Consider the following 11,833-nt stretch of genomic DNA (forward strand, 5'->3'; position numbering starts at 1 on the left):
ATGATAAAAGTCATGGTATTGTAAGGTGTTTATAAAGTATTTTTGAGCTTTATAAAAATGAACAATTAAACACTATGAGTACAACAAAATTAGGCAACCCAGCTGTAGTTGGATTGGCAGGATTCGGATTAACAACACTACTATTACAATTTCATAATTTAGGTTTTATTGGGCTTGGTCCAGTTGTATCTATGGGATTTATTTTTGGTGGTTTAGCACAAATGATAGCAGGGTTTTTAGAACAAAAAATGGGTAATAACTTTGGCTTCGCTGCTTTTGTAAGTTATGGTGCTTTTTGGATTGGTTTAGGTATAATTTGGATGCTAAACAATTCTGGTGTTTACGTTTCATCTCATACAGATGTTGGTTTTTATTTAGTTGCTTGGACCTTATTAACTTTTATATTCTGGGTTGGGTCGTTATTTATACATACAGCAATGGCCTTTACATTTACAACTTTATTAGTAGGTTTTATATTATTAGATTTAGCTCATTTTGGTTTTCCTGAATTAACAACTTTAGCGGCATATGATTTAATTGTATGTGCTCTTGCTGCCTGGTATATGATGGGAGCAACAATTATTAATGATGTTGCTGGAAAAGCATTATTAAAAGTTGGAAAACCTTGGGTAAACTTAAAAAACAATGAAAATGTTTCTTCAAAAGCTAAATTAAGTACACAAAGTTAGTATTTACAATTCAATCATATAAAAAGCCGAATTAGAACATTCTAATTCGGCTTTTCTTTTTATAGTTTGGCTATAAACTTTAAAACAATGTTTTCATTATTTTTTCTTATTAGCATTTACTTTTTTCCAGTTAACACCTTTTTTTAATTCGTCTAGAGTTACTTTTCCATCATCATTAGCGTCACTTCCAATAAAAAATTCTTCACCATTTTTAGGTTTTCCATTTTTATCTTTTTTCCCTTTGAAAAACTCTATCATCTCTGCTTTTGAAACAGATCCATTTTTATCTTTATCCATCCAAAACAACCTTTTTTCATCTTTACCTTCTGGCAATTTATTTTTTACTTTTAAACCTTTTTTAGCGGGCTTTTTAATTTTAGTTTTAGATTTGTTTACTTTTTTCCAATTAATCTTTTTTTGAAATTCATCTACAGTGATTTTTTTGTCATTGTTATGGTCTGATCCTATAAAAATATCTTTCGCTTTTATAGGTCTACCTTTTTTATCTTTTTTACCTTCATAAAAAGCGGTCATTTCTTCTAAACTAACAGATCCATTTTTATCTGCATCCATCCAGCCTAATTTTTTTTCTGCTTTTTCTTTTGAATCTTGAGCTATTACTGTATTTATTGCTAATAAAGCAACTACTAAAATTGTACCTTTTAAAAATTTCATAAAATATATAATTGATTATTTAATAATTTAAAAGTAGTATTACCTCTTAATTTATTTGTGTTTATAAATAAATTAAATGTATGTATAAATAAAAAACCCACAGCACTTACTGTGGGTATTTTAAACTTAAAACAATCAATCTAATTTTAAAGCTTAATTATTTTTTTAGTAATAGAACCTTTGTTAGTTTTTATGTTTAAAAAATAGATACCTGTTGAAACATCTTCTAAATAAACCACGTCAGAAATATTACTTTTAACATTCAATCCAGAAACACTTGTAAGATTAGCTTCAATTAAAATTAACTTACTAGATAAATTAATTTTAACCTTATTTTGCGCTGGATTTGGATATACATTTATATTTTTTTCTAATTCTTCATTTAAAACACTTAATGTACCTGTACTTCCTATATCTCCTTCAATCGAGCTTACAGTTTTATTAAAAGGCCATAAATTATAATTTGTTGTTTCACTAGTTTCCCAATTAGAATTATTATTAATAGTAGTTCTTAACAACGCTGCATCACCTTCAATTTTACCATTATAAACACCATTATCTTGATCGTTACCAACTTGTACTGCATTTAAACCTATTGTTAAGGCAGTAGGTAATTCACAATGTGTATTTCCTCCGCCAGTACCCCAAACTCCATTGGTTGTTAAACCAGCAATCCAAGCTGTAGAATTAGCATCTGTTGGTTCTGCAAAGGTATCATAAACTTGGTAAATTAGAACTGAATCTCCACCGGTAGATAAATCAAAATCTCCATCACTAGATTCAGTTGTTTTACCTGTAACATCGTGTGAGGTTGTACCTACTATAGTTTCCAAATCACCACTAACTTGTTTAATTAAACCATCAGAATCTAATTTAAATACATCTCCTACATAAAAACTTTTTCCTGCTGTCCAAGTCCAAACATCATCTACACTATAATTGCCAATAAAACCACTTGCATTAGTCCAAACTCTATTTGAAATAGATAGTTTTGTTGTTGCAGTAATATCCTTTAACAGCATAAAAGATACAGCTCCATTATTTGTTCCCTCTGCTTTCCAACCAACAATAGCAACATCTCCTGCTGTTAAATTAGTTGGTACAATTACATCAAAAATAGAAATACTAGCAGAATTAGTATCAACACTTCCTACTGTTGTTGCATCTAACTGTATAGTAACTGTTTCGCTAATTTCATCAATTCCATCTTGTATTGCTGAAATAATTATATCTGAATTATTGGTTCCATTTAAAATAGTTACAGTTTCCGCTAACATTGTATAATCATCTCCATTATTTAAAGCATCTCCGGTTATTGAGTAATTAATAACAATATCTTCTTCAGCTAAAACTCCTTCAGGTAAACTAACATTAAAAACTCCATCTGTTTCACCCTCAATTGCATTTGTAACTGCTGTAATTGAGATTTTATTAATTTCTTCATCTAACAGCAATAAAGAACTTTCAAAAAATTTATTATATGCAGGTAAAGTACCATTGTTCCATAATGCTAAATGCGGATGGCCAGATCCATCTCCATCATTGTCGTACCAAGCTGGTTTTACATCTTTAAATGGCTTTACTAAATCAACACCTTGATTCATAAACTCTTGAATAATAGCTTCAGCATTAGGTTCTGTAGCTCTTAAATCGGTTGTTTCTCCTGGATCTGTTAAAATATTATACAATCTCCAAGCTCCATTTCCCCCAGTTTTCACAATTTTCCATTGTCCCATTGACATACCTCCGTTATGAAAGCCAAAATAAGGTCTTATTATAGCTAAAGATTTATCGGGTCTAGGATCATTTCCTGCTAAAATTGCATCCATAAAATTAACGCCATCTAAAGTTTTAGTAGCTGGTATTGTACCTCCTGCTAAATTAACTAATGTAGGGTATAAATCTAGTGCACTTACTTGATGGTTTGAGGTTGATGGAGCACTAATTTGGTTTGGCCAATGTATAAACATAGGAACTTTGTGCCCTCCTTCTTTAACACTTCCTTTTAAAGCATCTAAAGGGTAATTTACAGCTCCTTTACTGTAAGTGTAACCACCATTATCACTTAAAAATATAATTAATGTATTGTTAAATTCCGTAATATCATTATCCAAAGCATCAATAAGTCTACCTATGTTTGTATCTAAATTAGAAACCATAGTGGCATAAGTAATTCGCTTTTGTGTAAAATCTTCAATAGTTTCTTCTCTTTTTGCTAATATTGCTGCTGCTTGATCTTCAGGACTTAATGCATCATAAGCAGTATCACCTATTTCATCTCTTACTGCCTTCTCCATTTTATCATCATTTACCTGATTAGCATTGTACATGTATGCACTATTTCTAACCAAATTATAAAAGTTTGGATTATCGACAAGAAATTGTGCTCTTTCAGCATCAGGAGCTTGCAATGGAGTATGCGGCGCATTATATGAAAGATACATAAAATATGGATCTGATGATGGTGCATTTGCTGTTGCATATGCAATTGCCTCGTCAGTTAATAAATCTGTTAAATAATCTTCATTTGGTAAATTACTAAACTCTGTATAATCCACATAACCTCTATTTCTCCATAAAGGATCTTTATATTCATTAGTAACTGTTCCTTTTGGTGTCCAAGGGGTTGTATTGGTATTGTAAAAATTAGTTTCGTATGAGTTTTCAAAATACTCTTTTCCGCCACCTAAAAACCCAAAGAAATAATCAAACCCCCTATCTAAAGGCTGATATGAACCATCAACAAAACCTAAATGCCATTTCCCAAATGCAGCTGTGTTGTAATTTGAATTTTGAAGAATTTTCGGGAAATAAGTTTCATTAGTGTCAGGTCCCAATGTTGTAGTAATATCATTAGGCAAGTTATATTGTGCACCTATTCTATGTGAATAAATACCAGACATAATAGAAACCCTACTTGGCCCACAAAAAGGATGCGCAACATGTGCATTTTTTATTATTATACCATCTGTTGCTAAATTATCTAAATGAGGTGTAGGTATTGCTCCTAATTCTGCAGGAAAACTCGCATCTCTATTAAATCCAACATCTCCATAGCCCAAATCATCGGCTAAAATTACAACAATATTAGGTCTACTACCCTGTATTTGAGCTTTTAAATTAATAACTGATAATAAACAAATTAACAGTATTAAATAACGTTGAAGTAGTTTTTTATACATTAATATAATTTTGGTTTAACTTACTTTAAAACAAAACTATGCTAATTACTTATAGCTGTATTCAATATAATTACCTTGTAATAAGTCAGGTTTATCTTTAACTAAAATAAAAAAAGCCTATCAAAATAATTGATAGGCTTTCATATATAAAAATATTTTTTTTAGATTTTCTTTACTTTTACAGCATTCATTCCTTTTAACCCTCTTTCAAGTTCAAAAGAAACCTTGTCATTCTCAGCAATTTGATCAATTAAACCACTTACGTGTGTAAAATATTTTTCGTTAGAATCCGTGTCAATAATAAATCCAAAACCTTTCGAAGTATCAAAAAATGAAACTTTTCCTTTTTTAACTGGATCTTCAGGCTCCATATCCTCTTTCTTTGGAATACCAATTTCGATGCTTTCTGCATCAATTTCAACTTTTAATGATGGATCAGGTGGAGTATCTGTTAAATTACCTAAATGATCAACATATGCAAATTCACTTACTTCACCTTTTTCTTTAGCCTCAGCAGCCTCAGCTCTACGCGCTAATTTTTTCTTTTGTTTTTCTTCACGTTTTTTTAAACGTTTTTTTTCTTTTTCGATTTTGTTAAAGGTTTGTTGTGATTTAGCCATTAAAAATTTAAAAATTTATGAGTTAATAAAATGTGTAAAATGCTTTTTCTAAACAATGTTTCAAGAAAACAAGTAACTATTTATAGTTGTAACAAGTGTTTCAAGCTCTTTTTTACTTTTGCAAATATAGGATTTGATTTTTAATTATTATAATAATAACCTTATAAGTTTATTTAACTGCGTTATTTTGAGGATTTTCAACCTTTAAAGAGGCAATAATTAAACCTACCACAAAAGTAAGAAGCAATATACTTACATATGAATATGAACCAAAATAGGTGAAACTATAACTAAATAAAGTTGGAGCAATAGCACTTGCCAACACTAAAAAACTCATTATTTTACCAGTTATTGACCCTAAGTATTTACGGCCATAATATTTTGGCCAAGTAACTGCATTTACTACAGAAAACAAACCTCCTAAAACTCCTAAGCCTATAATAAGTAAGTATACTCCTATTTCATAATTTAAAAACAATAAACCTAAAGAGGCAATACAACCACAAAATAGCATAATGTATAAATATATTTTATGCTGAATATAATCGCTTAACACATTACATAATGTAGCAACCGAAACTGCTATAATTGATATTGGTAAAAATATAGAAATAGCTTGTGTTTTAGTATAAGAGAAACTTTTAAATATGGATATTACATGAAATGTAAAACCTGTAATAAAAAAACTATTAAATGATAATATCAATCCATAAACCCAAAATGCTCTTGTTTTTTTAGCTTCCTTTAGCGTAAAATTAGTTGTAACTGTTGGTTTATTTTCTTTAACAGACTTAACTTCTTCTCCATCTGGATTTAAATTATAATCTTCAGGTTTATTTTTGTAAAAAATAAGAATAAACAAACTAAAAATAAACAGAGAAATTGCCATTAATTGCCAACTTAACTCCCAACCGTTATTATCTATAAGTTTACTTATAAATATAGGAGAACTTGAAAAACCTAAAGAAATTGCAATACTGCTTAATGAGTTTACTTTACCTCTATGCTTATCAAACCACATCATAACCATATTTCTAGAAGCCATAGTTAAAATACCTTGACCACTAAGTCTAATAAAAAAAAACAATATGGTTATTACACAAAATGGTATAAGCCAACTAGTGTTATTTAAAAAAGATTTAACAAACTCACTAATTTCAACAGAAATTGAACACAATAAAAGTGAAAATCCCAGAACTATAGTAGCAAAAAATGCTACGTAACGAGCTCCAAATTTATCGAACCAAAAGCCTGCCTTTGCTACAATAAAAGAACTTAAAAAAGTACCTATCATATAGGCATTACTAAACTCGTTTCTAGTTAAACCCAATGCATCTTTAACATAATCTGTAAAAACAGAAACACCAACAGTTTGCCCAGGAATACTAGCCCAAATACCTATAGTTCCAAAAAACAGCACTACATAACCATAAAAAAAAGGAACCTTTTTAGGCTTAACAATTTCAAACTTATTAGTCATGTTTTTTGAATAAACGCTTAATAAATTATTGAATTACAATTTCTTTAAATGAAATACCTAATTCTTTTTGAATTTCATGTATTCTTTGTAATTCGTTTGGTAAAATTAAAGCAATTGAATCTCCTTTTTTTCCAGCTCTTGCTGTTCTACCACTTCTATGCGTATAATACTCTAACTGTTCTGGTAATTGATGGTGAAGAATAAAACCTAAGTTATTTACATCAATTCCTCTTGCAGAAACATCTGTAGAAATTAATACCTGAATACTTTCATTTTTAAAAGCACGCATTACTTTGTCACGTTCTTTTTGTTGCATATCTCCTTCTAAAGCATCTACAGAAAAGCCTTCTTCTTTTAAAATTTTTGCTAAATTTTGAGTTCCAGCTTTTGTTCTACAAAAAATAATACCTCTATCGTTTTGCTTACGTTCTAAAATTTTAATAATCAAATTTACTTTATCGCTAATGGTAGTTTTCACAAACTGATGCGTAATATTAGCATTTACTAAAGAGTTTTTGTTTACCTCAATTCTTACAGCATCTTTAGACATGTAAGTTTTAATAATTTTCTTAATTTCTTCAGGCATAGTAGCAGAAAATAACCAAGTGTTTCTTTTTCCGCCAGTATATTTTAAAATTCTATTTAAGTCTTGTTTAAAACCCATACTAAGCATTTCATCTGCTTCGTCTAACACAACTGTATTTATGTGTTTTAAATCTACATCACCACGTTCAATTAAATCTATTAATCTACCTGGTGTAGCCACAATAATATGAGTTGTGCGCTTTAATGCTTTAATTTGACGATCTATTTTTTCTCCTCCAAAAACACATTCAGCAAAAATTTTAGATTCTGCATATTTAGTAAATTTAAACAACTGTTTTTTTATTTGTTGAACCAACTCACGCGTTGGTGCCAAAATCAAAGCTTGAACATTGCCTGAATTTGTATCAATTTTATCTAAAATAGGCAATCCAAATGCTGCTGTTTTTCCTGTACCTGTTTGTGCTAGACCAATAAAATCTACTTTTGAATTTAAAAGTATTGGAATTGCTGCTTGTTGAATTTCTGTAGGTGATTTTATTCCTAATTCGTTTAATGATTTAACGTACTCTTTACGCAAACCTAAATCTAAAAATGCTGACATGTTCTAATTTTAAGTTGCAAATGTACGGTTTAAAACGCAAAAAAATAGATTTTATAAATCTATTAAGTATGCCATTGAAACATTAAAGAAATCTGTTTTTTCTAAATTTCTTTCTGTTCCAATTTTAGTAGGAAAATTTATGGTGTAACCTAATTCAAAATCGAAAGAGTTTATATTAAATTGTAATGGTAAATTTAGTTGAGTGTTTATTAAGTTAAACTCATTAATTTCAGAATAAATATTTTGAAATTCTCCATTTTGAAATGTTAATTGAGCTAACTCTATAGTTTGCTTACCTGCAACAATGTTTAATTGCGGCTTTAAAACTAGGCTCGTTTTATCTTTGTCTAATAAGTTTAATGAAATAAAAGAATTTGAACTTACCTGAATTGAATTCTCTTTTCCGAATAAATATGAACCTGTAATATCCGTTCCAAACTTTTTACATTTGCTTTTTACTCCAACTCCTAAACTAAGCGTATTACTATAAATATCGTCTTCCTTAAGAGCATAAAAATATTTTGAATATGCTGTAGTAATTTTAACTAATTTCTTTTTTTCAATGTTTTTAGAATATCCTATGGATGTCCTAGTTACATCCCAATTAGGTGCAAATTGACTGTAGTAAATACCCGATAAACTTGCAAAAAAACCATTTGAATGTATGTAAGATATTTGTGGTGTTAAATTATATTGATTAATACCAATATCTCTTCCCGAAAAATACGTATCGCTATTAAAATTAACTGATACGTATAGAAAATTAAAATTTGAAAGAGATTCAATTAAATCATCTAAGACCTCATTCTCATTAAATAAATCATTTAAAATATCTTCAGAATCGTTACTTGGTTTTTGCTTTTCTTGCGCAAGTAATGATATACTACTAAAAAACAACAAAAAAATAAAAAACTTAAAATTCATAAATATTTTTTAACGCAAAATAAGTGGTAGATTTTCTTCAACCACTTATTTATATTATTTTAATTTTTTAACTAGTTACTCCCTGTACCTTTGCCTCCACCTGATCCAGTTCCATTTCCTTTTTTTATATCTTTAATTCTTTCTTTTCTACGTTCTTTCATTCTTTCTCTAAGCTCTTTATTATTCTGAAAATTATTGTCTACTCTAAGCCTAGCTCTTATTTGTTGTCGCTGCTCTGTTGTTATAGAGTTTCTCAACTTATCTTTAACTACTTTTATATTCTCTCGTTGTGTTTTTAACATTAACTGTTGCTGTTTACTTAAGGAAACCATTAAGGCATTTTGTTTTTCTTTTTTAGATAACGTTGTGTTTTCTAAAATAGATAATTGCTTACTAGTTAAACTAGCTTTAAAAGTTTCTCTATTTTGTTTAATTAATTGCTTTTGCTTAAGCATTAATTTTTGCTGCTCTGTAGATAAATTTTCTATAGCAACAGGCTCTATATTGTCCTTTTTTTGTGCTTTAACTGTTGCTATACCAACAATTAAACCAACAAAAAGTACGGTTATTAGCTTTATTTTTTTCATTCTATTTTTATCTTTAGTTTTAAGCGCTCTATAGTTTAGACCTTTAGATTATAAAAAAGTTGTTCAACCTTAATTTAATTTGAATTTAACTCATCATAAATTATGTCTTCAACTATATGTTTATCCACAAAAGCATCTATTTTATCGTCTTCTACAAATAATGAAGCAATGGATATATCATCGGTTAAAGTTAACATATCCGCTTCAACTAAATTATTGTTTTTAATTTTTTCTATAGTATCCAAAACAATTTCATTATTAAATGATGGTAATAAATTCGGTTTTAAAAATGTTAACGTAAAAAGTATTGTTATTGCCGCTGCAATTGGTACTATAAAATACATTCTTTTAATGCCTTTCTTTTTTTCTTCGGAAGGAAGTTTACTTAATATATCTGCTTTAGATTTAGAAAAATAGTCACTTGGTACTTTTAGCCCTAAATCTTTTTTGTGTGTTTCTTCAATTTTATTCACAATAGAAAAAACATTCCCCTCAGTTTTTGCTGTTTTTTTCATAATGTTAACCCTCACTTATTTCTAATAATTCTATATTTAAAATATCTTTTTCTATATACTTTACGGCATTATAATACGCCGTTTTAATGGTTCCTTCTTTCATACCTAATATATCTACCATTTCCCTAAATTTCAAATCGTCATAATATTTCATTTGAAATATATACCGTTGTTTTTCAGGTAGTTTAGATAATGTTTTTTGAAGCTTTAATTGAGCTTCATCCCCATCAAAATGTTCATCGCTTATAAGCGTATTTACATAACCTTCATTTAATGTATCTAACGAGTTGTGTTGTTTCTTTTTATTACTTTCAATAAACCTAATAGACTCGTTATATGCTATACGATACATCCAAGTATGCAAAGAGCTTTTTTGTTGAAACTTAGGCAAACTTTTAAAAACTCTTATAAAAGTATTTTGCAACACATCATTGGCATTTTCGTGCGTTATTACCAACTTACGTATATGCCAATACAAACGTTCTTGATACATATCTAAAAGCTTATTAAAAGCCTTTTCTCTATGCTTATCGCTTATTAATTCTTTTATAAAATTGGTTTCGCTTGTCAAAATTAATTTTAATTGAATACTTATTAGACCTTCAGAAACAAAAAAAGTTTTTTTTGAATGAAAAATAATTACAACAAGTTACAAATTAAATTTTTGGCTTAAGAACAATCCATTCTAAAAAGTTAAAATCTTTATACTCTAAATTGTCATGGTAATCTTCTACATGTAATAATGCTGCTATAGGAAACTCGTTATTTATTAGTATTGTGCCATTTGTTTTTGGCTTCAAAAAATAATATTTAAAATCAAGTTCATTTGCTGATGAATATACTTTTGCTTTGTAAAAAAGTTCATCGTGTTTTAAATATAATTTATGTTCTATAAATGAAATTCTATCATATTTAAGAAAACTAGATCTCGAGTTTAAAGGATTCATAATAAAATATTCATTGTAAAAAGCATTAATATGCGTTTCATCAAACGAATTTCCTTTAACTTTTATTGACATTGGACTAAAACCTCCTACAGCAAAACCTCCAAAAATAGTTACAGAAAAAGGTAATTCTATTTTTAAGTTGTCCCATCTATTCTCAATTAACTTAAACCTACTTAACCTTATAACTGTTATTATAATTATTATACCTGCAAACAAAATTGAATTAAAAATATTACTAACTGCAATATTTATATTTTCGGTATACCATATTAAAACAAACTGACTAATAAATATTAACCCATAATACAACAACATTCTATTCACTACTTTTTTAGAATTAATAACTCTTTTATAAGTAAAAAAAGTAGAGTTATTTAAGGCGTTATTTAATATTATTGCAAACCAAGATAAGGTTATAAAAAAATAAATTACCGAAATAATCCAGCCAAAAGATGCTGTTTTTTCGTACAACATCCAAAAATCGTAAAACCCGTGAGATACTGCAGCTAGAAGAAAAAATAAAAATAAGGATAGCATACCTCCTTTTTTGTTTTGGTATTTATATCTAATAAAACCGTAGGCTATTAACGAACTATCAAACATATGAGAAACCGTTGCTAAAATAGATCTACCATTAATTAATCCAGGTCCATTATAATTAAAGTACAGCACATTTTCAACAGCTGAAAAACCTAAGGCAGAAATGGAAATGTATGCTAAATAATCTATCGGTTCATTTATTCTATTTTTAAAAACAAAATAAACAATAACAAACGGTATTAGTTTTGCAAATTCTTCAACCGCACCAACACCAAAAATACTGTATAATAAATCGTTTAAAAAGTTTCCGTTTAAATCAAAACCAATTTTATCAAATACATAATCATCAATGCCAAATACAACTAATACAGACGCACAACCTAATAAAAATGTTATTATAAAATCGCCTAAACGTTCTTTTTCATAAATATCTATAAGTCGAAAATAATCAACCCAAATCCAAGCAATAAATAAGGCAATAAAGGTATAAGCAACAATCATATACAATTTTTAAGTAAAAATAAGTG

General features: G+C 28.5%; 11 protein-coding genes. 1 reads left to right on the top strand and 10 read right to left on the bottom strand.

Going from position 1 to position 11,833, the window contains the following annotated elements; all coding sequences use genetic code 11:
• Window positions 1-38: 38 nt before the first annotated feature.
• A complete protein-coding gene (locus BLU40_RS07085; RefSeq protein WP_394331706.1) occupies window positions 39-689 on the top strand; it encodes an acetate uptake transporter in 651 nt (216 codons plus the stop codon).
• A gap of 96 nt (window positions 690-785) precedes the next feature.
• Here BLU40_RS07085 and BLU40_RS07090 read toward each other — a convergent pair whose 3' ends face one another.
• The 10 genes from BLU40_RS07090 to BLU40_RS07135 all read right to left on the bottom strand — a co-directional run bounded on the left by BLU40_RS07090 (window position 786) and on the right by BLU40_RS07135 (window position 11,807).
• Window positions 786-1,364 (bottom strand): EF-hand domain-containing protein, encoded by a 579-nt coding sequence (locus tag BLU40_RS07090; protein ID WP_090121609.1) that lies wholly within the window; start codon window positions 1,362-1,364, stop codon window positions 786-788.
• A gap of 146 nt (window positions 1,365-1,510) precedes the next feature.
• Window positions 1,511-4,546, bottom strand: a complete 3,036-nt coding sequence (locus tag BLU40_RS07095; protein ID WP_090121611.1) for a sulfatase-like hydrolase/transferase — start codon at window positions 4,544-4,546, stop codon at window positions 1,511-1,513.
• A gap of 161 nt (window positions 4,547-4,707) precedes the next feature.
• Window positions 4,708-5,166, bottom strand: coding sequence for a cold-shock protein (locus BLU40_RS07100; protein WP_090121613.1), 459 nt, complete (start codon window positions 5,164-5,166; stop codon window positions 4,708-4,710).
• A 169-nt stretch (window positions 5,167-5,335) separates the two neighbouring features.
• Window positions 5,336-6,646 carry an MFS transporter gene (locus tag BLU40_RS07105; RefSeq protein ID WP_090121615.1) on the bottom strand — a complete coding sequence of 437 codons (1,311 nt, stop codon included), beginning with the start codon at window positions 6,644-6,646 and terminating at the stop codon, window positions 5,336-5,338.
• A gap of 25 nt (window positions 6,647-6,671) precedes the next feature.
• Window positions 6,672-7,793 carry a DEAD/DEAH box helicase gene (locus BLU40_RS07110; RefSeq protein ID WP_090121617.1) on the bottom strand — a complete coding sequence of 374 codons (1,122 nt, stop codon included), beginning with the start codon at window positions 7,791-7,793 and terminating at the stop codon, window positions 6,672-6,674.
• Window positions 7,794-7,844: 51 nt separating this feature from the next.
• On the bottom strand, window positions 7,845-8,717 hold the full coding sequence (locus BLU40_RS07115) for a hypothetical protein (RefSeq protein ID WP_090121620.1): 873 nt from the start codon (window positions 8,715-8,717) through the stop codon (window positions 7,845-7,847).
• A gap of 71 nt (window positions 8,718-8,788) precedes the next feature.
• On the bottom strand, window positions 8,789-9,304 hold the full coding sequence (locus BLU40_RS07120; protein ID WP_090121622.1) for a hypothetical protein: 516 nt from the start codon (window positions 9,302-9,304) through the stop codon (window positions 8,789-8,791).
• Between the two features lie 74 nt (window positions 9,305-9,378).
• Window positions 9,379-9,819, bottom strand: a complete 441-nt coding sequence (locus tag BLU40_RS07125; RefSeq protein ID WP_090121624.1) for a hypothetical protein — start codon at window positions 9,817-9,819, stop codon at window positions 9,379-9,381.
• Between the two features lie 4 nt (window positions 9,820-9,823).
• Complete coding sequence (locus BLU40_RS07130; protein ID WP_090121627.1) at window positions 9,824-10,390, bottom strand: RNA polymerase sigma factor; 567 nt, start codon at window positions 10,388-10,390, stop codon at window positions 9,824-9,826.
• A gap of 85 nt (window positions 10,391-10,475) precedes the next feature.
• Window positions 10,476-11,807: a PrsW family intramembrane metalloprotease gene (locus BLU40_RS07135; protein WP_090121630.1), complete on the bottom strand. Its 1,332-nt coding sequence runs from the start codon at window positions 11,805-11,807 to the stop codon at window positions 10,476-10,478.
• Between the last annotated feature and the right edge of the window lie 26 nt (window positions 11,808-11,833).

This window comes from Lutibacter oricola (assembly GCF_900106565.1).
In the GTDB taxonomy this organism is placed as follows: Bacteria; Bacteroidota; Bacteroidia; order Flavobacteriales; family Flavobacteriaceae; genus Lutibacter; species Lutibacter oricola.

Bases quoted from the DNA above. Each gene is read 5' to 3' on its own strand.
- BLU40_RS07090 (WP_090121609.1), bottom strand. From the start codon at position 1,364: ATGAAATTTTTAAAAGGTACAATTTTAGTAGTTGCTTTATTAGCAATA.
- BLU40_RS07095 (WP_090121611.1), bottom strand. From the start codon at position 4,546: ATGTATAAAAAACTACTTCAACGTTATTTAATACTGTTAATTTGTTTA.
- BLU40_RS07100 (WP_090121613.1), bottom strand. From the start codon at position 5,166: ATGGCTAAATCACAACAAACCTTTAACAAAATCGAAAAAGAAAAAAAA.
- BLU40_RS07105 (WP_090121615.1), bottom strand. From the start codon at position 6,646: ATGACTAATAAGTTTGAAATTGTTAAGCCTAAAAAGGTTCCTTTTTTT.
- BLU40_RS07110 (WP_090121617.1), bottom strand. From the start codon at position 7,793: ATGTCAGCATTTTTAGATTTAGGTTTGCGTAAAGAGTACGTTAAATCA.
- BLU40_RS07115 (WP_090121620.1), bottom strand. From the start codon at position 8,717: ATGAATTTTAAGTTTTTTATTTTTTTGTTGTTTTTTAGTAGTATATCA.
- BLU40_RS07120 (WP_090121622.1), bottom strand. From the start codon at position 9,304: ATGAAAAAAATAAAGCTAATAACCGTACTTTTTGTTGGTTTAATTGTT.
- BLU40_RS07125 (WP_090121624.1), bottom strand. From the start codon at position 9,819: ATGAAAAAAACAGCAAAAACTGAGGGGAATGTTTTTTCTATTGTGAAT.
- BLU40_RS07135 (WP_090121630.1), bottom strand. From the start codon at position 11,807: ATGATTGTTGCTTATACCTTTATTGCCTTATTTATTGCTTGGATTTGG.